The sequence below is a fragment of the Kushneria aurantia DSM 21353 genome (assembly GCF_000382245.1).
GTDB lineage: Bacteria > Pseudomonadota > Gammaproteobacteria > Pseudomonadales > Halomonadaceae > Kushneria > Kushneria aurantia.
Genome location: NZ_KB907863.1, coordinates 123021 through 147956 on the forward strand (window position 1 = coordinate 123021; position 24936 = coordinate 147956).

The 24936-nt window shown below is 62.1% G+C and carries 30 protein-coding genes and 1 tRNA gene; 17 read left to right on the forward strand and 14 right to left on the reverse strand.

What is annotated here, in order from left to right; genetic code table 11:
- Positions 1-53 precede the first annotated feature (53 nt).
- From H146_RS0102310 to H146_RS0102320, 3 genes are all read right to left on the reverse strand, one after another.
- A complete protein-coding gene (locus H146_RS0102310) occupies positions 54-737 on the reverse strand; it encodes a nucleotidyl transferase AbiEii/AbiGii toxin family protein (RefSeq protein ID WP_019950230.1) in 684 nt (227 codons plus the stop codon).
- Positions 730-933, reverse strand: coding sequence for a hypothetical protein (locus H146_RS0102315; protein WP_033195384.1), 204 nt, complete (start codon positions 931-933; stop codon positions 730-732). The genes H146_RS0102310 and H146_RS0102315 overlap by 8 nt, the downstream gene beginning before the upstream one ends.
- A 254-nt stretch (positions 934-1187) precedes the next feature.
- A tRNA-Ser gene (locus tag H146_RS0102320) sits at positions 1188-1278 on the reverse strand.
- 141 nt (positions 1279-1419) lie between these two features.
- Between H146_RS0102320 and H146_RS0102325 the strand changes: the two genes are divergently transcribed.
- From H146_RS0102325 to H146_RS0102350, 6 genes are all read left to right on the forward strand, one after another.
- Positions 1420-2088: a Bax inhibitor-1/YccA family protein gene (locus tag H146_RS0102325; RefSeq protein ID WP_019950232.1), complete on the forward strand. Its 669-nt coding sequence runs from the start codon at positions 1420-1422 to the stop codon at positions 2086-2088.
- A 126-nt stretch (positions 2089-2214) separates the two neighbouring features.
- Positions 2215-2622 (forward strand): sulfurtransferase complex subunit TusD, encoded by a 408-nt coding sequence (gene tusD, locus H146_RS0102330; RefSeq protein ID WP_019950233.1) that lies wholly within the window; start codon positions 2215-2217, stop codon positions 2620-2622.
- A 21-nt stretch (positions 2623-2643) separates the two neighbouring features.
- Complete coding sequence (locus H146_RS0102335; protein WP_019950234.1) at positions 2644-2997, forward strand: DsrE family protein; 354 nt, start codon at positions 2644-2646, stop codon at positions 2995-2997.
- Between the two features lie 9 nt (positions 2998-3006).
- The gene (tusB, locus tag H146_RS0102340) at positions 3007-3303 is read left to right on the forward strand and encodes a sulfurtransferase complex subunit TusB (RefSeq protein WP_019950235.1); all 297 of its coding nucleotides are present in this window, start codon (positions 3007-3009) and stop codon (positions 3301-3303) included.
- A gap of 17 nt (positions 3304-3320) precedes the next feature.
- A complete protein-coding gene (locus H146_RS0102345) occupies positions 3321-3671 on the forward strand; it encodes a TusE/DsrC/DsvC family sulfur relay protein (protein ID WP_019950236.1) in 351 nt (116 codons plus the stop codon).
- 20 nt (positions 3672-3691) lie between these two features.
- Positions 3692-4282 carry an acyl carrier protein phosphodiesterase gene (locus tag H146_RS0102350; protein WP_019950237.1) on the forward strand — a complete coding sequence of 197 codons (591 nt, stop codon included), beginning with the start codon at positions 3692-3694 and terminating at the stop codon, positions 4280-4282.
- Here H146_RS0102350 and H146_RS0102355 read toward each other — a convergent pair.
- From H146_RS0102355 to H146_RS0102370, 4 genes are all read right to left on the reverse strand, one after another.
- Positions 4257-5453 (reverse strand): molybdopterin molybdotransferase MoeA, encoded by a 1197-nt coding sequence (locus H146_RS0102355; protein ID WP_019950238.1) that lies wholly within the window; start codon positions 5451-5453, stop codon positions 4257-4259. The genes H146_RS0102350 and H146_RS0102355 overlap by 26 nt on opposite strands.
- On the reverse strand, positions 5443-5955 hold the full coding sequence (gene moaB / locus H146_RS0102360) for a molybdenum cofactor biosynthesis protein B (protein ID WP_033195386.1): 513 nt from the start codon (positions 5953-5955) through the stop codon (positions 5443-5445). The genes H146_RS0102355 and moaB overlap by 11 nt, the downstream gene beginning before the upstream one ends.
- Positions 5956-5966: 11 nt before the next feature.
- A complete protein-coding gene (locus H146_RS0102365) occupies positions 5967-6308 on the reverse strand; it encodes a DUF1244 domain-containing protein (RefSeq protein WP_019950240.1) in 342 nt (113 codons plus the stop codon).
- A gap of 61 nt (positions 6309-6369) precedes the next feature.
- Entirely contained in the window at positions 6370-7002 is a 633-nt protein-coding gene (locus H146_RS0102370) for a helix-turn-helix domain-containing protein (protein WP_019950241.1), read from the reverse strand.
- A gap of 255 nt (positions 7003-7257) precedes the next feature.
- Here H146_RS0102370 and H146_RS0102375 point away from each other — a divergent pair, with 255 nt between their 5' ends.
- The 4 genes from H146_RS0102375 (at position 7258) to H146_RS0102390 (ending at position 11292) form a co-directional block, all read left to right on the forward strand.
- Complete coding sequence (locus H146_RS0102375) at positions 7258-8457, forward strand: quaternary amine ABC transporter ATP-binding protein (RefSeq protein ID WP_019950242.1); 1200 nt, start codon at positions 7258-7260, stop codon at positions 8455-8457.
- Positions 8454-9281: an ABC transporter permease gene (locus H146_RS0102380; protein WP_019950243.1), complete on the forward strand. Its 828-nt coding sequence runs from the start codon at positions 8454-8456 to the stop codon at positions 9279-9281. The genes H146_RS0102375 and H146_RS0102380 overlap by 4 nt, the downstream gene beginning before the upstream one ends.
- Positions 9282-9406: 125 nt before the next feature.
- Positions 9407-10309 carry a glycine betaine ABC transporter substrate-binding protein gene (locus H146_RS0102385; RefSeq protein ID WP_019950244.1) on the forward strand — a complete coding sequence of 301 codons (903 nt, stop codon included), beginning with the start codon at positions 9407-9409 and terminating at the stop codon, positions 10307-10309.
- A 98-nt stretch (positions 10310-10407) separates the two neighbouring features.
- On the forward strand, positions 10408-11292 hold the full coding sequence (locus H146_RS0102390; RefSeq protein ID WP_019950245.1) for a glycine betaine ABC transporter substrate-binding protein: 885 nt from the start codon (positions 10408-10410) through the stop codon (positions 11290-11292).
- 104 nt (positions 11293-11396) lie between these two features.
- Here the strand turns inward: H146_RS0102390 and pdxH are convergent, their stop codons facing one another.
- The 3 genes from pdxH to wrbA form a co-directional block, all read right to left on the reverse strand.
- On the reverse strand, positions 11397-12041 hold the full coding sequence (gene pdxH / locus H146_RS0102395) for a pyridoxamine 5'-phosphate oxidase (protein WP_019950246.1): 645 nt from the start codon (positions 12039-12041) through the stop codon (positions 11397-11399).
- 64 nt (positions 12042-12105) lie between these two features.
- Entirely contained in the window at positions 12106-12498 is a 393-nt protein-coding gene (locus H146_RS18205; protein ID WP_019950247.1) for a DUF2069 domain-containing protein, read from the reverse strand.
- Positions 12499-12500: 2 nt separating this feature from the next.
- Positions 12501-13115: an NAD(P)H:quinone oxidoreductase gene (gene wrbA, locus H146_RS0102405; protein ID WP_019950248.1), complete on the reverse strand. Its 615-nt coding sequence runs from the start codon at positions 13113-13115 to the stop codon at positions 12501-12503.
- Between the two features lie 206 nt (positions 13116-13321).
- Here wrbA and H146_RS18210 point away from each other — a divergent pair, with 206 nt between their 5' ends.
- From H146_RS18210 to H146_RS21200, 4 genes are all read left to right on the forward strand, one after another.
- Positions 13322-14566 (forward strand): YihY family inner membrane protein, encoded by a 1245-nt coding sequence (locus H146_RS18210; RefSeq protein WP_019950249.1) that lies wholly within the window; start codon positions 13322-13324, stop codon positions 14564-14566.
- Between the two features lie 150 nt (positions 14567-14716).
- Positions 14717-15313: a DNA endonuclease SmrA gene (gene smrA, locus H146_RS0102415; protein ID WP_019950250.1), complete on the forward strand. Its 597-nt coding sequence runs from the start codon at positions 14717-14719 to the stop codon at positions 15311-15313.
- Between the two features lie 56 nt (positions 15314-15369).
- Positions 15370-15624, forward strand: a complete 255-nt coding sequence (locus H146_RS21195) for a hypothetical protein (protein WP_156826663.1) — start codon at positions 15370-15372, stop codon at positions 15622-15624.
- A gap of 39 nt (positions 15625-15663) precedes the next feature.
- Positions 15664-15822: a hypothetical protein gene (locus tag H146_RS21200; RefSeq protein ID WP_019950252.1), complete on the forward strand. Its 159-nt coding sequence runs from the start codon at positions 15664-15666 to the stop codon at positions 15820-15822.
- A 113-nt stretch (positions 15823-15935) separates the two neighbouring features.
- On the opposite strand, the gene metH is transcribed toward H146_RS21200, so the two are convergent.
- Positions 15936-19643 (reverse strand): methionine synthase, encoded by a 3708-nt coding sequence (metH, locus tag H146_RS0102430; protein WP_019950253.1) that lies wholly within the window; start codon positions 19641-19643, stop codon positions 15936-15938.
- 244 nt (positions 19644-19887) lie between these two features.
- Here metH and nfuA point away from each other — a divergent pair, with 244 nt between their 5' ends.
- Entirely contained in the window at positions 19888-20475 is a 588-nt protein-coding gene (gene nfuA / locus H146_RS0102435; protein WP_019950254.1) for a Fe-S biogenesis protein NfuA, read from the forward strand.
- Between the two features lie 91 nt (positions 20476-20566).
- Here the strand turns inward: nfuA and H146_RS0102440 are convergent, their stop codons facing one another.
- The 3 genes from H146_RS0102440 to H146_RS18215 form a co-directional block, all read right to left on the reverse strand.
- Positions 20567-21016, reverse strand: a complete 450-nt coding sequence (locus H146_RS0102440) for a type II toxin-antitoxin system death-on-curing family toxin (protein WP_019950255.1) — start codon at positions 21014-21016, stop codon at positions 20567-20569.
- Positions 21017-21022: 6 nt separating this feature from the next.
- Entirely contained in the window at positions 21023-21187 is a 165-nt protein-coding gene (locus H146_RS21205; protein ID WP_156826664.1) for a hypothetical protein, read from the reverse strand.
- 285 nt (positions 21188-21472) lie between these two features.
- Positions 21473-22438, reverse strand: a complete 966-nt coding sequence (locus H146_RS18215; protein ID WP_019950257.1) for a DNA-binding protein — start codon at positions 22436-22438, stop codon at positions 21473-21475.
- 325 nt (positions 22439-22763) lie between these two features.
- On the opposite strand from H146_RS18215, the gene H146_RS0102455 reads away from it, so the two are divergent.
- Positions 22764-23930: a tyrosine-type recombinase/integrase gene (locus H146_RS0102455; RefSeq protein ID WP_019950258.1), complete on the forward strand. Its 1167-nt coding sequence runs from the start codon at positions 22764-22766 to the stop codon at positions 23928-23930.
- The gene (locus H146_RS20140) at positions 23930-24895 is read left to right on the forward strand and encodes a Gfo/Idh/MocA family protein (RefSeq protein WP_019950259.1); all 966 of its coding nucleotides are present in this window, start codon (positions 23930-23932) and stop codon (positions 24893-24895) included. Before H146_RS0102455 ends, H146_RS20140 begins: the two co-directional genes overlap by 1 nt.
- Positions 24896-24936: the final 41 nt, after the last annotated feature.

The window sequence follows — 24936 nt, forward strand, 5'->3', positions numbered from 1 at the left end:
CCAGATATCAGAGAGTTATATCGCCACATGGCCCGGCATTACCGGGCCATGTTTCAGGGGGAGGGTGGACAATCGAGCAGCTTCGGTATGCGATCAATCAGTCCTTCGTCCATATGCATCCTGTTGAGGCAATGCTTGAGATGATCCCTGTTGCAGACCATTGCGGACGACATACGGAAGGCCTTGACAACATGCTCACCGTAGGCCGTCCTGACCTTCGCCCATGCCGCATCCGGGATGGCGCCCCAGTGGTCAATCATCATCGCAAGGTCGATGATGTCGCGGCTCATGGTGGATTTGTCCAACCCACGATCGGCGTTGGCAAGCAGCTTTTCCGCGTACATGTCTTCACGCGAGAGGGTGGGCACCTGAAAAACAGGGTGAGGGCAGCCCTGTATTTCAATCCGGGCTTCACTGACGATCTCAACCTTGACAGGGACTCCGTCAACGTCAAGGACCGTGCGAATGCCATAGCGGTCTGCCCGCACTTCACGAAGATATGAGAGTGGCGCTTCAAGCAATGCCCCGAGACTGTCCTGCGAAATGATGTTTCGCAGCAGGCGATAGCCTTGCCTGGAAGCGCACAGGAAATCAATGTCGAATGATTCTCTGTATTCGACGAGCGACAGCACAATGGCTGTCCCACCACCGAAATAGCATTCTGCCCGGCTCAGAAGATCGCAATTGAAGGCGTGGAGTATCTTTTCGATACGTTGATGATGCGGACGCTCAAACATTCATCACGCCCCTTCCGTACAGCGCTGTAAGCCGCTCGATCAAGTGGCGCTCGCTGGATGTTAGCCGCGCTTCATCAACGAAGTGCCAGTTCCGCTCATAAAGGGCGAAGGCTTCCTCTTCCTCGACGAAATCCTCATCCCTTCGATTCCATGCGAGCAATTTAAGCTGCGGGTAATCTGACAGCTGAATCTGCATGGCGAACCCGTCCTCTTCCGGCCCCACCGCCTGTCCGGCAGCGTGGAGCATACTGTATCGCGCGGCTTGCCGCGCAACGCTCCTCGGATCATCTCGCGCCTCGCCAAAGGCGGCACATCGGCCAGTATATACTTTTTTCCAACCGCCCAGCCCCGCGAGCCGGTGTGAGGGAAACGGCATACCACAAGTAACCCGGAAAGCGGGGCGCCACAAACACAAAAACCAGCCATAAGCGGCTGGTTTTTAAAAAGAAGTGGCGGAGAGACAGGGATTCGAACCCTGGAAGGGCTACAAACCCTTGGCGGTTTTCAAGACCGCTGCAATCGACCACTCTGCCATCTCTCCGTGGGGCCGGCATGTTATCAGTCTGGTTTCGCAGGTCAAGGACTTAAGTCGCGCCAAAGGGTGGGGACTTGCAGCCGATCGCCGCTGCCCCCATTCTTTATAGCAACCTTCAAAACTCAAGCTTAAAGCCGGGAGTCGTCAATGGTCGATCGTACTTACGGAGTCTCGCAGACTACCTCTTCGCAAAGCGTCGATGCTCACAAGGTATTGCGCAACACCTACATGCTGCTTGCCATGACGCTGCTGTTTTCTGCGGTAACGGCGGGTGCCGCCATGGCGATGGGCGTTGCGCAGATGAACGTCTTCATCTTCCTCATCGGCGCCTACGGCCTGATGTTTCTGGTCCACAAGACCGCCAACTCGGCGATGGGATTGCTGGCCACCTTCGCCTTTACCGGCTTCATGGGCTTTACCCTGGGGCCGATTCTGAGCGCCTACCTGACGCTCTCCAACGGTCCGCAGTTGATCATGACCGCACTGGGCATGACGGCAGCCACCTTTGTTGGCCTGTCGGCGGTAGCGCTGATCACCCGCAAGGACTTCAGCTTCCTCGCCAACTTCATCATGGCCGGTGCGATCGTGCTGGTGGTGGCCATGGTGGTGGCAATGATCTTTAACATCTCCGGGCTGGCGCTGGCCGTTTCGGCAGGCTTCGTGCTGTTCTCCTCGGCACTGATCCTTTATGAGACCAGCCAGATCATTCATGGCGGCCAGACCAACTATATCCTCGCCACCATCAGCCTCTACGTGGCGATCTATAACCTCTTCATCAGCCTGCTGTCGCTGCTGGGTATGGCCGGCGACGACTGAGGCAGGGCGAGCCCGGCGGCGGACGGTCGGCGGCGCTTCTGTTATCATGCTACCCCGCTTTGATAGCGGGGTTTTCTTTTGTCGGCGGCATACGCCGTCGCCGTACAGCCGCAGGGGAGTTTGCCCATGGCCGCAGCCGGCCTGAGCTATGCGCTACTGGTGCAGGGGTCGCCCTACAGCCGTCAGCCGGCGCACAGCGCGCTGCGCTTTGCCGAGGCGCTGCCCGACCAGGGCCACAGGCTGGCCTGCGTGTTTTTCTATCATGACGGCGTTTATAACGCCGCTGCCATGATGTCGCCGCCGCCCGATGAACCGCATCTGCTCATGCGCTGGCGCGCCCTGCACGACGCGCAGCAGTGCGAACTGCTGGTGTGTGTGGCTTCCGCCTTACGCCGCGGACTGCTCGATGACGGTGAGGCGCAACGCCACGGCTTCGAGCACGCCAGCCTGGCCTCCCCCTTTGAGCTGACCGGCCTGGGCCAGCTGATCGAAGCGGCACAGCGCCATGATCGGCTGATCACCTTTGGCCCCTGACGGTCAACTCCGGAGAGCAGGATGAGCGACAGGAGTATGCTGGTGCTGATTCGTCAGCCGCCCCACGGCAGCAGCCGGCTGCGCGAAGGAATCGAAGCGGCGCTGGTCGGCGCTGCGCTGGGCACACCGCCTACGGTGCTGTTCAGCGGTGACGGCGTACTGGCGCTGCTGCGCAATCAACACGCCGGCGCGCTGGAGCAGAAGGGCACCGCCGGCATGATCGCGGGCATGACGATGTATGATATCGAGCCGCTCTATTACGACGCCGTGTCACTCACCGAACGTGGTCTGACGCCGGAGCGGCTGGTCGAGGGCTGCGAAGCGGCCGACAGTGCCGTCCTGATTGATCGCCACGACGTGGTATTGAGCTTTTAGGAAGCTGCCATGAGCACTCTGCACCTGGTCAACCACTCCGCGTTCACCAGCCGCGTGCTGGAAGAGGTGCGTCATGCTGCACAGGAGGGCGACGCCATCATGCTGATCGAGGATGGCGTTTACTCTGCACTGGGCGCCGATATCATGCCGTTTGCACCGCGCGTATCGGTCTACCTGCTGACCGAGGACGCCCGTGCCCGGGGGCTCGACGCAGACGGCATTACCTCGGCGAGCGTCAGACCGGTCGATGTCGCCGGCTTCGTGAACCTGACCGCCGAGCACGATCGCACCCTGAGCTGGTCCTGAGCCTCGAGAGATCTTCAATGAGCGAGCATGACAACGCCTCGATACGACACGATAGTGACCCGGTGGCGCTGGACGGCGACGGTCATCTCGAACACTTCGACGACTGGAGCCCGGCCGTCGCCAACTGGCTTGCCGAGCGGGAAGGGCGCGAGCTGAGCGATGACCACTGGGAAATTCTCTATCTGCTGCGCGATTTCTATACCCGCTTTGACATGGCGCCGGCAATGCGTGCGCTGGTCAAGGCGACGCGCCAGCAGCTGGGCGAAAAGAAGGGCAGCTCGATCTATCTGATGCGGCTCTTCCCGGACAGCCCGGCGCGCGTGGCGGCGCGGCTGGCCGGCCTGCCACGCCCTACCAACTGCCTCTGATTCACTATTACCGAGCGGCCATGAACTTTCTCGCCCACGCTCGACTGGCGCAGCACGGCAGTGATGATTTTCTGTTCGGCAATCTGATCGCCGATGGCCTCAAGGGACCGGTTCCCGCCGGCCTTGCACTGCAAACCGCCCTCGGCGTGCGCTTTCATCGCCGCCTCGATGCGCTGATCGACCGCGACGCCATTACCCGGGCGCTGCACGCCCGTGCCCCTCGCCCGCAGCGCCGGGTAACGGGTATTGCGCTGGATATCGTGTGGGATCACTTTCTCGCCCGGCGGCAGCACGATAGCGCCCTCAATGAGCGGATCTACCGGCTGCTGGCGCACCGCGAGGCGGAGATTCCGCCGCGCCAACAGCGGCTTTTCCACTGCCTGCGCCAGCAGCGCTGGCTGGAAGCCTACGCCGATTTCGACTTCACCTGCCATGCAGTGGCGGGCGTCGGTCAGCGCCTGAGCGGGCGCAACTTGCTTGCCGAGCTGACGCCCTGGCTTTATCGAGAATATGACCTGCTGGAGGCAAGCTTTGTGGCGCTCTGGCCGCGCATGGAAGATCACGCCCGCCAACAGCGCGGCGCTTTCAGGCCTCCAGGCGCAGACAGCTGACGATGTCGCCGACGCTGACACTGCTGTTGGCCGGAATGACCGCCAGCGCATCGGCCTGCACACAGGAGCGCAGTATCGAGGAGTCCTGGTCGGCAAAGGCATGGGCGTGATACTCGCCGCCTTCGAAGGTGAGGGCGACGCGCATGTAGTGGCTGCGCGCCGCGGTGGTGGTGTCAAAAGCGGCGCGGGCGCTGATTCGCGGCAGCTCGCTCATCGCCGCGGCGCCCTGTAGCGCCCCCAGCAGCGGGCGCAGGAAAAGCCAGGCGCCAACGAAGGCAGATACCGGATTGCCTGCCAGTCCCACAAAGCGCGTGTCGCCAATTCGCCCCAGCGCCAGCGGCTTGCCGGGACGAATCGACAGGCGCCACAAATCGAGTTGGCCCAGCTGTTCGAGGGCATCGCGGACGTGATCCGCTTCGCCCACGGATACGCCGCCGGTGGTCACTACCACATCAGTTTCTGCAGCGGCGCGTGCCAGCGCCTCGCGAGTCGCCTGAGAGGTATCCGCCACGTGCTCGACCCGCGTCAGCTCGGCGCCAAAGCGCGGCAGCAGGTCGCTCAGCATGAAGCGATTGCTGTTGTAGATCTGCCCCGGCGCCAGCGTCTCACCGGGCATTTTAAGCTCATCACCGGTGGAGAGCAGGGCGATACGCGGGCGCCGGGTAACCGCGACCTCGGCAATCCCCTGGCCGGCGATAAAGCCAAGCGCCGCGCTGTTGAGCCTTGTGCCGGCCTCGATCAGCGTCTCACCGCAGGTAATCTCGCGGCCGCGGGTGCGTACGCTGTTACCCTGCGCCAGCGGCGCCGGAATATAGACCCCATCGTCGCGCGACTCGACCTGCTCCTGCATGACGACGCTATCGGCGCCCGCCGGCAGTGGCGCGCCGGTGAAGATGCGCGCGCAGCTGTTTGCCGCCAGCGGTGCGGCGGCGTCACCGGCCATGATGCGCTGGCTGACCGGCAGCACCCGGCCGGCATCGGCAGCGCGCAGGGCGTAGCCATCCATGGCGCTGTTATCGAAAGGTGGCGTGTCGAGCTGCGCTGTCAGCGTCTCGGCCAGTACGCGGCCGGCGGCCATTGCCAGCGAAACTCGCTCCGTGCTCAGCGGCGCAACGTCGGCAAGCAGCGCCGCCAGCGCCTGCTCGAGCGTATGCATGTCACTATCCGCCATGCTGGCCCCGCCCGGGGATCACCAGGTTGGCAAAGTTGCATGGCTTGTGACGACTGTCGAGCTGCTCGGCGAGGATACCGTCCCAACCGGTGCGGCAGGCCCCGGTAGAACCGGGCAGGCAGAACACCACAGTGCCGTTGGCAAGCCCCCCGAGTGCACGACTCTGCACCGTGGAGCTGCCCAGCTCGCGCCATGAAAGGTGGCGAAACAGCTCGCCGAAGCCTTCGATGTGGCTGTCGAGCAGCACGCTCACCGCCTCCGGCGTCGAATCCCGACCGGTAAAGCCGGTGCCGCCGGTAGTCAGCACGACCTGCACTGCGTCGTCAGCGATCAGTTGCGCCACTTCGGCGCGGATCCGGTAGAGATCGTCGCGGATAATACGACGAAAAACGCAGCGATGGCCGGCACTCTGCAGTCGTTCGACCAGCAGATCGCCGGAGCGGTCGTTGCTTTCATCGCGCGTGTCGGAAATGGTCACAACCGCCACCGACAGTGAAATCATCGCCTCATCGCTCACGTTGTGCTCTGCTCCTGCGCTGGCTGCTGCGCTTTTTTCGCCTGCTGACGCGCCTCCAGCGCGCGCAGCTGCTCGTCGGTTGCCTCGGCCTGATAATGAGCCTTCCATTCGCTGTAGGGCATGCCGTAGACATACTCCCGAGCGCTTTCCGGTTCGAGCTCGATGTCGCGCTCAGCGGCGGCGCCGGCCAACCATTTCGACAGACAGTTGCGGCAGAAATCGGCCAGGATCATCAGATCGATGTTCTGCACATCGCGGTTGTCATCGAGATGGCGCAGCAGGCGGCGAAAGGCGGCCGCCTCCAGCTCGATACGGGTCTGGTCGTCGAGATGATCCATGGATAGCTCCCAATATTGAAAAAGTCCGGTGTCGATGAACAAAGGACAGGGTCGAGCGCCTTCAGGTGCCCTCACCGGGAGCGCACACGGACAGCACCAGGGCGTCCTCTTCGCTGCGCGACACCTTGGCGTGCCCCATGTCGCTGTCGAAGTAGAGACTATCGCCGGCCTCGAGGGCAAGCGGCTCATAGTCTTCGCTGTAAAACAGAATGCTGCCCTCCAGCACCATCAGAAACTCCTCACCACCGTGGCGCACCCAGTCACTGAAGGCCTCGATACTGCGCGCCCGCACCCGGGTCTTGAAAGGCGTCATCAGCTTTGGCATACGCTGAGCGCCGAGCAGTTCGTGTTCATAGGTCGGGGTAGGGTGGCGCTGCCCCTGACCGCACCGGGTCAGATCGCGCCGACCGTTGCCACGCGGCGGCTGCGACGGACGCTTGAGTAGCTGGGGCAGGTCGATATCGAGCCCGATCACCAGCTTCTGGACGACCACGAAACTGGGCGAGATCTGGTCGTTTTCGATCCTGGAAAGCGTTGAGCGCGCCACACCGGTGCGCCGACTGACCTCCTCGAGGGTCCAGCGCCGGGTGCGGCGAATGCCACGCAGTCGCTCCCCCAGTCGCAGCGGCTCGACAAAAGGTGCTTCGTCCCGGGCTATCTGAACGGCCCGGTGGGGATTTTCGGAGTCGGTCATGGGGCCGAACCTGATCGCATATAGGGCTATCCTGGCACAGCCCGGCGGTCGGGCACAGCGCCCATGAACCTTATCCCGGTACAGGCTCGCGATTTTAATCAAACGCCCTTATGATTGATGCGTAAATCATAAAAACCTATGATATCTGACGATTTGAAAACAAAAGTTACTGCAGTGTCACAGGGTGAACAGCCATAAGTCGCTGATATATCCCGACTGTGAACCAATCGCCGCAGACACAGGAATCGGACAAGAATGAGCGATGAAAAGGCCATCAAGATTCGGGTCAAGGGCCTTACCAAGGTGTTCGGCGACAACCCGGAAAAAGCGATCAAGCTGCGCGATGAGGGTTACGGGCGTACCGAGATACTCAAGCAGAGCGGCCAGACGCTGGGGCTCTCCAACATCGATTTCGATGTCTACGAGGGCGAGCTGCTGGTCATCATGGGCCTGTCGGGGTCGGGCAAATCGACCTTGATCCGCTGTCTCAACCGTCTTATCGAGCCCACCGAGGGCGATATCGTGATCGACGGTGAAAATATCCCCACTCTCGATGAAAAGGCGCTGCGCGAATGCCGCCGTCGTCACTTCTCGATGGTGTTTCAGCACTTCGCGCTGTTTCCTCACCGTAGCGTGCGCCGCAACGCCGAATATGGCCTCGAGGTGCGCGGCGTTGACAGCCAGGAGCGTCACAAAAAAGCCGACGATGCGCTCAAGCAGGTGGGCCTGGAGGGCTGGGAGGACGCCATGCCCAGCCAGCTCTCCGGCGGCATGCAGCAGCGCGTGGGGCTGGCCCGAGCGCTGGCCAACGACGCCAGCGTGCTGCTGATGGACGAGGCCTTTTCGGCGCTCGACCCGCTGATCAAACGTGAAATGCAGCAGGAACTGATCGAGCTGCAGGAGCGCACCCGCAAGACCACCATCTTCATCACCCACGACCTTGACGAGGCGATCAACATCGCCGATCGCATCGTGCTGCTCAAGGATGGTGAAGTGGTCCAGATCGGCACGCCCGAGCAGATTCTCACCGCCCCTGCGGATGACTATGTCGCCCGCTTCGTCGAAGGCGTCGACATGACCCGTATCCTGACTGCCGAAGCGGCCATGAAGCCGGTGCGCGCCACCGCCCGCGACGATGACGGTCCGCGCACGGCGCTCTACAAGATGCGTGAAAACAGCCTCGAATCGATCTACGTGGTAGACAGCGAACGGCGGCTTCTGGGCATCGTCACCGCCGAACAGCTGGGCAAGGCGGAGGGCGTGGAGTCGATTCGCGACCTGGTCGACAGCGACTGCCCCAAAGTCGGTCCCGACGAACCTCTTCAGGCGCTTTTCGGCATGTTCGAGCAGCGTAACTACCCGATTGCGGTAATTGATGAGCAGGCGCGTCTCAAGGGCGTGGTAGTCAGGGGTGCCGTGATCGAACAGCTCGCCAGAGCGGGAGACAAATCATGAATTTCGATGTGCCCAGAATACCGCTGGGGGACTGGATCGAGGCCGGCCTCGACTTTTTTACCGACCACTTCTCGGGGCTGACCCGCGGCTTCTCCTCCTTCACGCGTGGCGGTATTTCGCTGCTCAATGACGGTCTGATGTGGGTCAACCCCTGGCTGATTATCCTCGCCGTCTGTCTGCTCTGCTGGCGTGCCGGCGGTGTCAAACTGGCCGTCTTCGCCCTGCTGGGGCTGGGGCTGATTCTCAATCTGGGGCTGTGGGATCCGATGATCCAGACCCTGACGCTGGTGTTGATCGCCACTCTGCTCGCCATCGTCATTGCGCTGCCGACGGGCATACTGGCGGCGCTTTCGGAGCGTTTCTACCGCATTATCATGCCGGTGCTGGATTTCATGCAGACCATGCCGGCCTTCGTCTATCTGATTCCGGCCATTCCGTTTTTCGGTATCGGCGCGGTGGCGGGCATTTTTGCCACGGTCATCTTCTCCATGCCACCGGCAATCCGCTTTACCGCCCTGGGCATTCGTCAGGTGCCCGGCGAGCTGATGGAAGCGGCCGACGCCTACGGCTCCACCCGCAGCCAGAAGCTTTTCAAGCTGCAGCTGCCGCTGTCGCTGCCCACCATCATGGCGGGTATCAACCAGACCATCATGCTGGCGCTGTCGATGGTCGTGATCGCCGCCATGATCGGCGCCGATGGTCTGGGGACCGAAGTGTGGCGTGCCATTCAACGTCTACAGCCGGGTGCCGGTTTCGAGGCGGGTATTGCCGTGGTCATTCTGGCCATGCTGCTCGACCGTCTCACCCAGGCGCTGCGCCGCTAGCGCCAGCTCGGCTGACATTACATGCCGAAGTGCCGGTCGGCGCTTCGGATGTCACCCGCTACCCCGATCTGGTGGTGGATTACACGAGCCTGCCAGGCAGGCCTTGCAATAAAGAGGGGACTTGTATGACTTTCAGCATTTCCGCCAAGCGTCATTCACTCACCCGCGCCGTGGCCATGGGCGCGGCACTGACCGCCGGACTGGGCGTCAGCGCAGCGGCCACCGCCGAGCAGAACCAGGGCAGCATCAGTCTGGCCTATGTCGAGTGGTCCGACGCCGTGGCGTCTACCAATGTCGTACGGTCGGTACTCGAGGATGCCGGCTACGATGTCAGCACCTCGTCGCTCTCCGCCGCCGCCATGTGGCAGGCGATTGCCACCGGCGATGCCGATGCCATGGTCGCCGCCTGGCTGCCCACCACCCATGAAAGTTACTACGAGCGGCTGAAGGACCAGGTGGTCGATCTGGGCCCCAATTTCGAGGGGACCAAGCTGGGCCTGGTCGTGCCGGACTATGTGACCGATGTCACTTCGATCGGCGATCTGGCCGATCACGCCGGCGAGTTCGATAACCGTATCGTAGGCATCGACCCGGGTGCCGGCATCATGTCGACCACTGAAGAGGCGATGGAAGCCTACGATCTCACCGACATGAACCTGGTCAGCGGCAGCGGTGCCACCATGACCGCCGCGCTGGGCAGCGCGATCAACAACGAAGAGCCGATCGTGGTCACCGGCTGGACGCCGCACTGGATGTTTGCCCGCTGGGACGTGCACTATCTCGACGATCCGAAAGATGCTTATGGCGGCGCCGAGCACATCGACACCGTCGTGCGCCAGGGGCTGCAGGAGGACATGCCGGTTGCGGCCTGTATCCTGGATAATTTCCACTGGGATTCCGAAAGCATCGGCGAGGTCATGCTGTTGAATCAGCAGGAAGGTAGCGATCCCTATGAAAACGCCAGGCAGTGGGTCAACAACCACCCGGACGTGGTCAGTGAGTGGACTTCGGGCTGCTCGCAGAGCTAAGTCGCACAGGGTTATTTCATGACCTGCTATCGGCCGGCCTCCGATTACCGGGGGCCGGCCGATTTTATGTTTTATCCGAACATGACAGGAAGCATCACATGAATTTCAGGGCTTCAAACGGCTATTCGCTGATCGGTGCATTCGCGTTCGCTGCGCTGACAGGCGCTAATCCGGCCTCGGCCGAAGCGCGCGACAACAGCATCAATCTGGCCTATGTCGAGTGGCCGGATGCCATTGTCTCTACCAACGTCATGCGCGTGGTGCTGGAAGACGCCGGCTTCGAGGTCGAGACGTCACTGCTGTCGGCTGCGGCAATGTGGCAGGCCGTCGCCAGCGGCGAGGCCGACGCCATGGTCGATGCCTGGTTGCCGACCACCCAGCAGGAATACTACCAGCGTCACGAGGATCAGGTCGTCGACCTGGGCGCCAATCTCGACGGCACCCGGCAGGGGCTGGTGGTACCGGACTACGTCGACAACGTCGCCTCGATCGGCGATCTTGCCGATCACGCCGGCGAATTCGACGACCGTATCGTGGGCATCGACCCCGGCGACGGCATTATGCAGAGAACCGAGGCGGCCATGGCGACGTATGGTCTTGCCGACATGAACCTCGTCGGCGTCAGCGATGCCACCATGATCGACGCACTCGAAAGCGCGATCGATAGCAACGAAGCGATCGTGGTCACCGGCTGGACGCCGCACTGGATGTTCGCCCGCTGGGATCTGCGCTACCTCGACGACCCCGAACACGCCTACGGCGGCGCCGAGCAGATCCACACCATCGTACGCCAGGGGCTGCGCGAGGAGATGCCGGTGGCGACCTGTATTCTCGACAACTTTCAGTGGACGCCGGAGACGATCAACCAGGCGATGCTCATGAATCAGCAGGAGGACGCCACCGCCTACGACAATGCCCGGCAGTGGGTCAATAATCACCAGGATGTGGTCAGTGCGTGGACGCAGGGCTGCGCGCAGGAATGAAAGACAGCGAAAAAGCCGTCAACACAACGGCCGGCTCGTCATGAGCCGACCGTTGTGCGCGTTTCTGTCGCATCGGAGGCCGCATTGGAGAGAGAGTGGGCCGCTCAGGGCGCCAAACGGCTCTTGAGCCAGCTTTTTTCGGTGCTGCGCCAGCGGTAGCGGATGCGGTCGTGCAAACGGCTGGCCTGGCCCTGCCAGAACTCCATCATCTCCGGTATCACCCGGTAGCCACCCCAGTGTGGCGGACGCTCCACCTCGCGGTTGTCGTAGGCGCTCTCGAAGCGTCGGGTACGGTCATTGAGCCACTGGCGGTCGGGAATCTCGACGCTCTGCTGTGAAATCCATGCGCCCAACTGGCTATTACGCGGTCGCGAGTGGAAGTAGGCATCCGACTGATCGGCGCTGACCTGCTCCACGCGTCCCTCGACACGCACCTGACGCTGCAATCCGGGCCACCAGAATACCAGCGCCGCATTGGGACGGTTGGCCAGCTCACTGCCCTTGTGACTCTGGTAGCCGGTATAGAACACCAGACCGTGCTCGTCGAAGTCCTTGAGCAGCACAATGCGGGCGTGCGGCATGCCGCTGTTGTCGGCGGTCGCCAGGGTCATGACGTTGGCGTCGTCGCGGTCGCTCTCGACGGCGGCATTGAGCCACTCGGAAAACAGCGGCCAGGGCGTTTCCGGGGTGTTGTCGTGGTCCAGAAATTCGCCGGTGTAGTCACGTCGGATGTCGGAAAGATTGCTCATGAGTGGTTTCCTTGATGCTCCCGAGGCTGACTGACGCCTCTTGTCATGATCGGCACGGCACGGATCAGGAGTCGGCGGCCTGCCAGCGATGAATCCAGCGACAATAGCTGAGGGCAAAGAGTCCCAGCGCCAGCGCCGCCAGGGCTTCCAGCATGCCCAGCCACCAGAGGCCGGGCAGCAGCAGCAGTGTCGCACCCTGCACCAGATAGAGCAGGCTGACAAAGGCCAGCCAGCCATAACCGCGGCGACGCTCGGAAGTCAGTACCAGCCCCAGCAGTACCAGTGGCAGCACGCGAATGACCACCGGCAGCGCCGAATCGGTGCCGCCCGCGTTGGCCAGTGCCATACCACTGATGATGGTGATCACCAGCAGTACTGCCCAACTGGTCGTGACCACACGCCGCGCATACAGACGGGCGCGCTCGGCGCCGTAACGGGCCTGAAAATCACCGAACACGCTTAACGCTCCGTACTCGAGGAGGCGAGCGTCTTCGCAAGGCGCGCCAGGCGGCGCCCCTGAAAACGCGCCAGTTCACCCTCTTGCTCGTCGATGGCGCGGTTACTGTCGGGCCCGGCAAAATGGCTCGCCCCATAGGGGGTACCGCCGCTGCGGGTCTGAAACATGGCATCGGCACTGTAGGGAATGCCGGTCAGTACCATGCCGTGATGCAAAAGCGGTAGCATCATCGACAGCAGCGTGCTCTCCTGGCCACCGTGAATGCTGGAGGTCGAGGTAAACACCGCCGCCGGCTTGTCGACCAGCGCGCCGTTGAGCCACAGCGTACTGGTCGAATCGAGAAAATACTTGAGCGGCGCCGCCATGTTGCCAAAGCGGGTCGGGCTACCCAGTGCCAGCGCACTGCAGTGGCGCAGATCGTCCTCGCTGACGTAGACCGGCCCGTCGTCGGGAATCTCCGGCGCCACCGCCTCGCACTCGGCAGAAACCGGCGGCACGGTACGCAGGCGGGCGCTCATGCCGTCGATCTCCTCGACACCGGCGACCAACTGCTCGGCCAGTTCGCGCGTGGCGCCCTGGCGGGAGTAGTAAAGCACCAGTACATAGGCTTGGCTCATGACCGCTCCTTCGGCAATGGATAATGTCGCGCCATTGTGACCGTCCAGGAAGAGAATGTCAGTTGTGCGCCTTCAGTATCGCCGCTTGCTCACTGGCGTTGGCTCGGAGGCTCGGCTGGCGCCATGTTATTGAGTATACTGTGTTGCTACGTTCGATTGCGGCTCGAGCGCTCGCCCATCAATCATTATAGAGAAGTGATTCCGGCATGCGCTCCTTCAAAAACTACATCAACAAGCTGAAAACGATCCCTCTGGCGCAAAGAGCACACTCGGGCAGCGTGGTCAGACTGGTCACGCTGTTCAAGCGTTTCAGACAGCACGCCGGCCTGCAGACTGCCGCAGCATTGACCTACACCACCCTGTTTGCCGTGGTGCCGCTGACCACGGTGAGCTGGGCACTGTTTTCCGCGATACCCGAATTTCAGCCCGCCGGCGACAGCATTCAGGAGTTCGTCTTTCGCCAGTTCGTACCCGAGACCGGTCAGGTGGTGCTGGACGCACTGCGCGGTTTCGGCCAACAGGCACGCGGTTTGACCATCGTCGGCGTGGTCTTTCTGTTGATCACCTCGATCATGATGATGATTACCGTCGAGACGGCGCTCAACCGCATCTGGGAAGCGCGTCATAACCGTCGTGGGCTGCGCTCCTTTCTCACCTGGTGGGCGGTGCTGACGCTGGGGCCTCTGCTGATCGGCAGCGGTTTCATCCTCTCCTCCTGGTTGACCTCGCTGACGCTGCTCAGCGACGCCGCCGCCTGGCTCGGCGCCGGTGATCTGCTGTTGCACTTTCTGCCGCCGCTTTTGAGTTTCGTTGCCTTTTTGCTGGTGTTCATCGCCGTCCCCAATGCCCGGGTGCGGCTCTCCCACGCTGCCGCCGGCGCGGCGCTGGTATCGGTGGCGCTGGAGCTGGCCAAATGGGGCTTCTCTATCTTCGTCGCCAATTTTCCCTCCTACCAGGTGATTTATGGCGCTTTCGCCGCGGTACCGCTGTTTCTGCTGTGGATCTTTCTGAGCTGGGCGATCATTTTACTGGGGGCCGAACTGACGGCGCTGCTGGGCGAGTCGGAGCGCGCCGACTGGCGGCGCTGGCCGCCGTTCTGGCAGACCATCGGCATTCTCCATCTGCTTGACCGAACCTGGCGCAGCGGCAGCGGCGCGGTACCTGCCGCCGACATTCGCCGTCGGCTGGGCGGCCACTATCACCGCCTGCTCGAACCGCTTGTCGAAGCGGGCTGGGTGGCGATCAGCGAGGAGGACGAGTGGTTGCTGGCCGCCTCGCTTGAGCACCTCGATCTCGACAGGTTGATCGACATCCTGCCCTGGCCACCACAGGCGGAGCAGGCGCCACCGGCCTACAGGGCGTTTGCCGAGCATATTGAAGAGGCCAACCAGCAGTATCGTCAGAGCCTGAAAACCCCGCTTGGCGCGCTACTGGTTGCAAGCGAGTCGTGAGACGCCAACAATACAGCTGACACCTGAAAGAGGGAGGACTACCGCCAATCCAGAATAAAGCAACGCTCTGACCAACACGCTCCGCAAGCCACGCGGGAAGTTTTTTGATCAGTGTGCATATCCGCCGCCGATATGCGAGGAGAGAGCCCGATGAGTGCCAGCCAGTGTGATGAGCAGCTTTTTTATCGCGAAATGGCCGATGTCGTGCCGCTTGAAAAAGGGCGCAACCGCGCCGACACCGAATCCCCTCAACGCCCCCCCAGCGAAGCCCAGCTGGCGCGACGTGCCAGCGCTCAGGACGGCGAGGGCGAGAGCAACTTTCTCTCCGATGAGTTTGTCGAACTGCTCCCTCCGCATGACCCTGTCGAGTTCCGTCGCGACGGCATCCAGACCGGTGTGATCGACAGGCTGCGCGACGGCGGCTACCGGGTCGACTCCCAGCTCAATCTACTCAAAAGGCCGGTGGCCGAGTGCCGGCGCGAGCTGTTTCGCTTTATTCGCGAGGCCCGCGAGCATGATCTGCGCTGCGTGATGCTGATCCACGGTCGCGGCAAGAGCGACGACAGCCACGCCAACGTGGTGCGCTCCTACGTCATGCGCTGGCTGTCGCAGTTCGACGAGGTGCAGGCCTTTGCCAGCGCCCAGCCGCGCCACGGCGGCATTGGTGCCACCTATGTGATGCTCAGAAAGAGCGACCGCGCTCGTCAGCGCAACCGTGAACTGCACCAGCGGCGGCGGGCGCCGTAACGGGCATATCGAGGGCTCGCTGCCAGCACTCACATTCCACCGGAACCACGAATGATATGCCATTGAATCACCGTCGTCCTCGATGGACTCGATTGCTGAAAACGGCACTGACGCCTTTGGATGAGAAGCACACGCCCAGGAGGTGGAAGTTCGCTGATATCACTCTGGATATGCTCGACCGTGGCGGCGTCACAGTCGTATGTCTCAGTATTGTTGGCGGTGCCATTGCAGGAGATATCCTGCAGGTCAATGCATTCTGGGGCATGGCCGCCGGCGTCGCGGTGCTGACGCTGGTCATCTATGTAGGCTAAAACTCTATATGACTCGGGCCCGAGGGCCGGGAGATGGCAATGACGTTTTATATCATGCTGACCGTAATGGTAATGCTCGCCGCTCTGTTGGCCGGGTGGATCGGGCTGACCGAAAGGGTACGCAAGCTGCGCGAAGGTCGTCCCGTCAGTAAGTGGCTGCGCTGGTTTGATAACCTGATGGGATATGGTCCTACCTGAGAGCCCCTCCATACTGCCGATCACGCACTAATGAGGGCCGCCCGCAAGGGGCAGCCCTCTTTTGCTTGTGCGAGACAGGTGCTTGTGCGAGACAGAAAGGGAGCGGTGGCCCTTTATTCGTCGGGATTGTAGGACAGCACCGGCGATAGCCAGCGCTCCGCGGTCTCACGCGACATCTGCTTGCGCTGGGCCAGCGCCTCTACCTGGTCGCGGCTGATGCGTCCGGTCGAGAAGTAGCGCGACTGCGGATGCGAGAAATACCATCCCGATACCGCCGCCGCCGGCCACATGGCGAAGCTCTCGGTCAGCGTCATGCCGGCGTTGTGCTCGGCGTCGAGCAGCTCGAAAAGCGGGGTTTTCTCGGTGTGATCGGGGCAGGCCGGATAGCCGGGGGCAGGGCGGATGCCGCGATACTTCTCGGCAATCAGGTCGTCATTGTCGAGTCCCTCATCCGGGGCGTAGCCCCAGTAGTCGCGCCGTACCCGCTCGTGCATCCACTCGGCGAAGGCTTCCGCCAGCCGGTCGGCCAGCGCCTTGACCATGATGGCGCTGTAGTCGTCGCCGGCCTGCTCGTAGCCTTTGGCCAGCTCGTCGGCGCCATGACCGCTGGTCACTGCAAAACCGCCGATCCAGTCGGCACGGCCGCTCTCCTTTGGCGCCACGAAATCCGCCAGGCTATAGCACAGGCCGTCGCGGTTTTTGGCCGTCTGCTGCCTGATATGGTGAAGCCGCTTGATGACTGTCTGGCGTGACTCGTCGGCGTAAAGCTCGATCACGTCATCATCGACCGTGTTGGCCGGCCAGAAGCCGATCACGCCGCGGGCGTTGATATGCCGCCCGTCGATCAGTTTGTCGAGCATGGTGCGGGCGTCGCTGTAGAGGCTACGCGCCGCCTCGCCGACCACGTCGTCTTCAAGGATCTTCGGGTATTTGCCGGCCAGCTGCCAGCTCATGAAAAAGGGCGTCCAGTCGATGTAGTCGGCGAGGGTGCACAGATCGACGTTGTCGAACACCTTCAGGCCGGTGAAGTCCGGAGCGGACGGCGTGTAGTCCGCCCAGCCGCCGTCGAAGCGGCGTTCGCGGGCCTGTTCGTAGGTGAGATCGGCAGCCTTGGGGCGGCGCTTGCTGTTCCGCTCGCGCACCCGCTCGTACTCGGCACGAATTTCGCCCACGTAGGCTTCCTTGAGTCCGGCCGACAGCAGTCGGCTGGCGACCCCCACGGCACGCGAGGCATCGGTCACGTAGACCACCGGATGGCTATAGCCGGGCTCGATCTTGACCGCAGTGTGGGCCTTGGAGGTGGTGGCGCCGCCGATCAGCAGCGGAATATCAAAGCCCTGACGCTCCATCTCCCTGGCCACCTGCACCATCTCATCGAGCGAGGGGGTAATCAGCCCGGAGAGGCCGATGATATCGGCGTTGACCTCGCGGGCAGTGGCGAGAATCTTCTCCGCCGGCACCATCACGCCAAGATCGATCACCTCGTAGTTGTTGCACTGCAGCACCACGCCGACGATGTTCTTGCCGATATCGTGCACGTCGCCCTTGACCGTGGCCATTACGATGCGGCCCTTGCTCTGCGTATCGGCGCTTTTCTCCGCCTCGATCCAGGGGATCAGATGCGCCACCGCCTGCTTCATGACGCGGGCGGATTTGACCACCTGGGGCAGAAACATCTTGCCTTCGCCGAACAGGTCGCCAACCACGTTCATGCCGTCCATCAGCGGCCCCTCGATCACCTCGATAGGGCGTTCGGCACGCTGGCGCGCCAGCTCGGTATCCTCGTCGATATAGGCGGTAATACCCTTGACCAGGGCATGCTCGATGCGCTTTTCGACCGCCCAGCCGCGCCACTCCAGGTCCTCTTTTTTCTGCGCGCCGCTGCCGTCGCCGCGATAGCGCTCGGCGACCTCAAGCAGCCGCTCGGTGGCATCGTCGCGGCGGTTGAGCACCACATCCTCGACGGCATCGCGCAGCGCCTCGGGCAGATCGTCGTAGACCGCCAACTGGCCGGCGTTGACGATCCCCATGGTGAGACCGGCGCGAATGGCGTGGTAGAGAAATACCGAATGGATCGCCTCACGCACCGGGTTGTTGCCGCGAAACGAAAAGGAGACGTTGGAAACGCCGCCGGAGATCATGGCGTGGGGCAGGTGCTGCTTGATCCAGCGGGTCGCCTCGATGAAGTCGACCGCGTAGTTGTTGTGCTCCTCGATACCGGTGGCAATGGCGAAGATATTGGGATCGAAAATAATATCCTCGGCGGGAAAATCGAGCTCGTCGACCAGCAGCCGGTAGGCGCGCTCACATATCTCGATCTTGCGCCGGCCGGTATCCGCCTGGCCTTCCTCGTCGAACGCCATCACCACAATGGCGGCACCGAAACGCCGGCACTGGCGCGCCTGGTGGCGAAAGTTCTCCTCGCCCTCCTTGAGCGAAATGGAGTTGACCACCGCCTTGCCCTGAATACACTTGAGGCCGGCCTCCATGATCTCCCACTTCGAGGAGTCGATCATGATCGGCACGCGGGCGATATCCGGCTCGGAGGCGACGAGATTGAGAAAGTGCACCATCGCCGCAGCGGAATCGAGCATCCCCTCGTCCATGTTGATATCGATCACCTGGGCGCCGTTCTCCACCTGTTCCAGCGCCACCTCCAGCGCGGTGGTGAAATCCTCCTCCTTGATCAGCCTTTTGAAGCGCGCCGAGCCGGTTACGTTGGTGCGCTCGCCGACGTTGACGAACAGCGATTTCGCGGTGATGTTGAACGGCTCAAGCCCTGCCAGCCGGCAGGCGGGAGCGGACTCCGGCACGCTGCGCGGCGCCATATCCGACATGGCCTCGGCCAGTGCCGCGATGTGTTCCGGCGTGGTACCGCAGCAGCCGCCCATGATGTTGACCAGCCCGCTCTCGCCGAAGCCGCGCACGATGTCCGCCATCTCCTCGGGGCTCTGGTCATACTCGCCGAATTCGTTGGGCAGACCGGCGTTGGGGTGGGCGGAAACGTGAACGTCGGCGCGACGCGACAGCTCCTCCAGCCAGGGGCGCAGATCCTCGGCACCCAGCGCGCAGTTGAGCCCCACCGACAGTGGGCGGGCGTGGCGCACCGAGTTCCAGAACGCCTCGGTGGTCTGGCCGGAGAGGGTGCGCCCGGAGGCGTCGGTAATGGTGCCGGAGATCATGATCGGCACAGGGTAGCCCAGCTCCTCGAACAGCACATCGAGGGCGTAGATCGCCGCCTTGGCGTTGAGAGTGTCGAAGATGGTCTCGATCAGAAACAGATCGCAGCCGCCCTCGACCAGCGCCCGTGCCGCTTCCAGGTAGTTGTCGACCAGCGCGTCGAAGGTGACGTTGCGCATCGACGGGTCATTGACGTCCGGCGAGATCGAGGCGGTACGACTGGTGGGGCCCAGCACGCCGGCAACGAAACGCGGCCGGCCGCTCTCGCTGGCGACCTCGTCGCATACTTCGCGCGCCAGCCGCGCCGCCTCGCGGTTGAGCTCGGCCACCAGCGCTTCGCAGTGATAGTCGGACTGCGAAAGCCTGGTGCTGTTGAAGGTATTGGTCTCGACGATATCGGCCCCGGCTTCGAGATATTCGCGGTGTAGCCGGGTAATCACCGCCGGTTGGCTGAGCACCAGCAGGTCATTGTTGCCCTGCAGGTCGCTTTGCCAGTCGGCAAAGCGCTCACCGCGAAAGTCCTGCTCGGTCAGCCGCTCGTTCTGGATCATGGTCCCCATACCACCATCGAGAATCAGTATGCGCTGCGCCATCAGGCGGGTCAGCGTCTCCACAACGGGGGCGGGTGAAACGGTTGCCATGAGGGTCGTCTCCGGATCCTGTCGAGCCAAAAGCGGGGATGTAAAAAGGGAGGCATTCTAGCAAATCGCGCCTCGCGCGGGGCGCAGTCGCCGCAAGAAAGTGTTTCAGCTACAACATGAATGGCACTACCGACAGCGGTTCATCGCGCCAGACGGCTTATCCCGAGTATTGCACTCGGATTTGTTTGATGGCGACGGCTGGCATAAAATGGTGTGCAGATATTCAGTGTCAATGAGGTCTTCAATGAGTCAGGCCATCGAATTTACCGACAGTGCCCAGGAGTACCTGGCCGACCTGCTATCGCGTCAGGAGGTCGAGGGCATTGGCGTGCGCGTTTTCATCACTCAGCCAGGCACGCCTCATGCCGAGACCTGCCTTGCCTACTGCCGGCCCGGCGAGGAGGAGGAGAGCGACGAAGTACTGACGCTGTCGCGATTCAATGTTTTCCTGGAAAAGCACAGCGTCGGCTTTCTGGAAGATGCGGTGGTGGACTTCAACGCCGACCGCATGGGCGGCCAGCTCACCATCAAGGCGCCCAACGCCAAGATGCCGCAGGTGAGCGCCGACAGCCCGCTGGAAGATCGCGTCAACTACATCCTGTACAGCGAGATCAACCCCGGCCTGGCGGCCCACGGCGGCGAAATTCGGCTGATGCACATGACCGAAGACAACGTTGCCGTGCTGATGTTCGGCGGCGGCTGTCAGGGCTGCGCGGCGGTGGATGTCACTCTCAAGCAGGGCGTCGAGCGCACCCTGATCGAGCGTATTCCCGAACTGACGGCAATCCGCGACGTGACCGACCACACCGATACCACCAACGCCTACTACTGAGGCGACAGGGCGGTTGCTTCTGCATAAAAATCCCGGCATCTGCGTAATGCCAGTCAGTTAACGCTGACTGGCATTATCGCCCTGGCGGGGTTTATCCATCGCCTTCATTATCCGGGATGAACGGCCTGCTCCACTGGGCCAGCCAGTCAGCGTATTCATCCTTATCGTATTCGTGGATAGCCAGCCCCACATACATACTGATCACTTCATCGCTGGGGGCGGTTAATTCCCAGCCGTTGAGATCAAGGAAGCGATACACCGCATCTGCTGCAGTTCGCTTGTTGGCATTGGCAAAGGGGTGGCTTTGCACGAGCGCTTCACCCAAAGCAGCAGCCATGCTGAAAATGTCTTCGCTCTGTGTGTAATAAAGCGTCAGAGATGGGCGCTGACAAGCGCTTTCAAGCGCGCCCTGATGGATCACAGAATGATGCTCGCCCGGGGTAAGGGCGAGCATTTGCTGGTTGATTTCGATAACGTCGCGAGGAAAGAGAAACCGGAATTTTTCAGGGCAACCCTGGTTGTCTTCATCTTCCTTCGGCATGAAAGATCACACCTTTGCCAGCTCTTCATAGGCACTGCGATAGCGTTGCAGCGAGCGCTCGCCCGCGTTCTTGAACTGCTGTTCGCGATTTCCGGTACGCGGGCTGGCCGTACTGCGCTCACCCTCACTGCGCCGCTTGATGCGGAGACGAGAGTCTTTTTGCGGTGCCATACCCATAGGTAACCTCCAGTTCGTGTTACGGCTGACGCAGGCTTGCATCAAGCCGTTTAGCGGTTTCGCCGCTTTATTTGCAAAGCATGTACGCTTCGCAAAGTCGCGCGTTCAAATGCCGCTGCTCTAGATGTCAAATCTGGCTGGCATACCAGCCCCACGTGACGCTTTTCATCATGGCACTATATCGGCTGGATAACCAACCTCTGAATATTTGCAAGACGGCATCTGCCGGGATTTTTGCGTCGTGCACCGCCAGGTGCAGTCGGCGCTATTCCGTCGCTCTCAGTAAACGAAGGGCGGCATGGGGGCCTTCGACAGGCGCTCCTGCAGTACCCGAACCTCGGTACGCAGGCGGGTCAGCTCCTGCTCGCGCTCGCCCAGAGTGCGGCTGTGCTGCTCCTCGCGGGCGCGGCTCTCCTGTAACGCCTTCTCATGGTGGCGGCTCTGCTGACCGAGATCGCGCACCTTGCGCTCCTCCTCCTGCAGCAGGCGACGCTGCTCCTCGATCTGCGCCGTCATCTTCTCGATACGCTCATCGAACTGCTCCTGGCGACGGCGTGACTGCTTCTCGAGATCCTGCTTTTCATTACGAGCGCCATCGAGCAGTTGCATCAGGCGGTTTTCGGCACTCTCGTGGCGCGACTCCTCCTGCGCCAGGCGCCGCTTGTGGGCCTGATCGCGGGACTCCAGCGCCTGATGATGCTCGCGCTCCGTGCGATCGCGCTCTTCGCTCAGCGCGCTGATCTGTTTGTCGCGCATGGCCAGTCGCGCATCGCGCTCCTCGAGCTGGTTGCGCAGCTGTGCCGCCTCGCTCTCCAGCCGCGCCAGCGCCGAGGTCTTTTCTTCCAGCCGCGCGGCAGTGCTGTCGAGGCGCTCTCCCAGCGCCTCCAGACGCTGTTCGGTATCCTCCACGCGCCGCTGCGCCTGGCGGGTCTGCTCCTGCGCCTCCTCGACCTGCTCATCCGACTGCTGACGATAGAAGGAGAGGGCGCTGGTAGCCTCCTCCTGGGCCTGCTGCCAGAGGCCGGCCAGTGCCTCGTGAAGGCGCTCCGGCACGGCCTGCGGCAAGGGGGTGTCGCGATTTTCATCGCGCCTTGAGCGCCATTCGCGCAGGTGATCGCTGATGGTAGTGAAACTGCCGGTACCCAACACTTCGCGGATGCGCTGAACGCTGGGTGCGTCGCCGCGCTGTATCAGCGACTCGATCGCTCTCTGCACATCCTCGTACTGCACGCCATTTCGCGCCATGACGGCCTCCCCGATAACGCGTTCCCTGTGCTCCCTCATTGCTGGCTGCCGCTGTTGTTGTGGCTGTGGCTGTTGTTATGGGTGACAGCAGCGCCTTGTAGCGGCGAGGGCAGTGTGATTTCACATTTTAACCCGTTGGCAACAAAAAAGACAGCAATTACATACGTTCATAATACGTAATTTTTATTACACTTTAGGCTAAAAATTCATGATTACGCGGCTTATCATGATTTTTAGCCCATTATGCTGTTAATATCCATCGCGGCAAACGGGACTTTGGGCGGATAGGCGGCATCAGCCGGCCGCCATGGGAGAAAATCGCGGTATGGCAGGACCTCTTCAGATCGAAAAAGACAGCGTCGCCATGGGGCGAGGAGAAGCGCTCGCCTCCGTCGACGGGGCGCTGATCAAGGCGCGCAGTGATCGCGAGGCGGTCGCCCTGTGGCTTGCCGAGTATGCCCATGCGCCACAGACCTTTCGTCACTACCGCAAGGAGGCCGAGCGGCTGCTGCTGTGGCTGGAGTCGCACGGTGAACGTCTTGGCGATCTGAATCGACCCAGACTCGAACAGTTCGACCGCTTTCTGGCCGATCCACGCCCGCGACACGACTGGGTCGGCCCGCCGCGGCCGCGCCACTCGCCGCAGTGGCGCCCCTTTCGCCGCCCGCTGAGCGCCGCCAGCCGACGTCAGAGCCTGGTGATTTTGCAGAGCATGCTGGGCTGGCTGGTCGAGGCGGGCTGGCTGACTCATAATCCCTTTCGACTGATGCGCGACAAGCGTCGCCGCCTCGATAACCGCAGTGACGGCGTCGAGCGCTACATCGAGCGCGACCTGTGGCAGCGCTGCTGGCAGCAGCTCGACGCCTCGGCCCCCGCGGATGCCACGGCCCGGCAGTGTTTTGAAACGGAGCGCCGCCGTTTTCTGTTTGCTTTCGCCTATCTGCTGGCGCCGCGGGTAAGCGAAATGAGTGCGGCGCGCATGAACGACTTTCTTCGTCGCGAGGGCCGCTGGTGGTGGCAGGTCACCGGCAAGGGGGGCAGGGCGGCACGAGTGCCGGTGCCCGATGCCATGTGCGCGGCGCTGACTCGCTGGCGCGAAGCGCTGGCACTGACCGGCCTGCCCGACGAAGAGGAGCATACGCCGCTGCTGCGCGCCCTCGATGGCCGTCGCGGGCTGGGCGACAACCAGCTCTACCGGCTGATTCGCGGCGTGTTTACCGAACTGGCCGAGACCCTTGACGATGGCAGCGAGCGAGGCCGCGCACAGGCGCGCACTCTGCGCCGCGCCACACCTCACTGGCTGCGCCACACGGCACTGACACACCAGGCGCAGCAGGGCGTCGAGCTACGTTACCTGGCACGCAGTGCACGCCACTCGCGGCTGGAAACCACCGCCCGCTACCTGCATGCCGAAGCCGAGGAGTGGCACGACCAGGTCAATCATCATCGCCTGGAGGGTGCAAAAATTCCTCCGAAGGGAGCGCCAGAGTAGTGAAGAGTATCGCCATTATGGGCTGCCGCCATCCCCACTGGAGCGACTATGTCGCCCGAATTCTAGCGACCCCGGGAGTCCGACTGTCCCATCTACATGATCGTGATGGCGAAGCGCTGGCTGACGCCCTGAAAGATACCGCGACCATTCGGTTTGATCCTGCGCAACCCAACGAGGGCATTTCCGCTTTTTTACTGATGAGTGAAACCTCCTTACACGTCGCCGATGCGCTGTGCCTGCTGGGCTGGCGACGACCTCTCTTTATTGAAAAACCGCTGGCTGCGAGTCGTCATGAGGTTCGCACACTGGCGCAAGCCATCCATGCTGCCGAGGTGCCATTTCATACCGGCTTCTTTCTGAGAAGGGAGCCAACCCTGTGCAGGGCGCGGCAACTGATTGTCGGCGGACAGCTGGGTACCCTTCACTATGTCAGAGTACGCTTCAGTCATGGGGGTATGCGCAGTGGCTGGCTGCGCGACAGCTGGGTAGCCGACCCTCATTTTGCCGGCCATGGAGCTTTTGGCGATCTGGCTATTCACTGCATCGACCTGATGCACTGGTGGGGGATAGCGCCTCTCGAACCGGAAAGAGCCGCTTTATGTCATATCTTCAAGGGGCCGGGCGATGACTCGGGGGTCGGCTGGCTGAATCATCCCAATGGCGTCGCGATCGTCGAGGCGGGCTGGGCAGCCGGTGATTGGCCCATGCTGGATATCGAGCTGCATGGCAGTCTGGGGGCACTACGTACTCGCGATCGTGATCTCGAGGTGCATTTCAACAACGCTCGCCATAGCGAGAAGCTGGGCACCCTCAAACCCGACGCCGGCGAGGGACTCAAGCCCTTTCTGCATGGCCTTGTCAGTGGAGACTGGTCGGAGTGCGTTGATATCGACCAGGCTGTCAGGGCCAATCAGGTCATTCTGGATCTGCTCGACGCAGACGTCACGCCGTCCCAACCGCTATAATGGCCGTTTTTTCCGGACCATTTGCAAGCCGAACAGTGGAG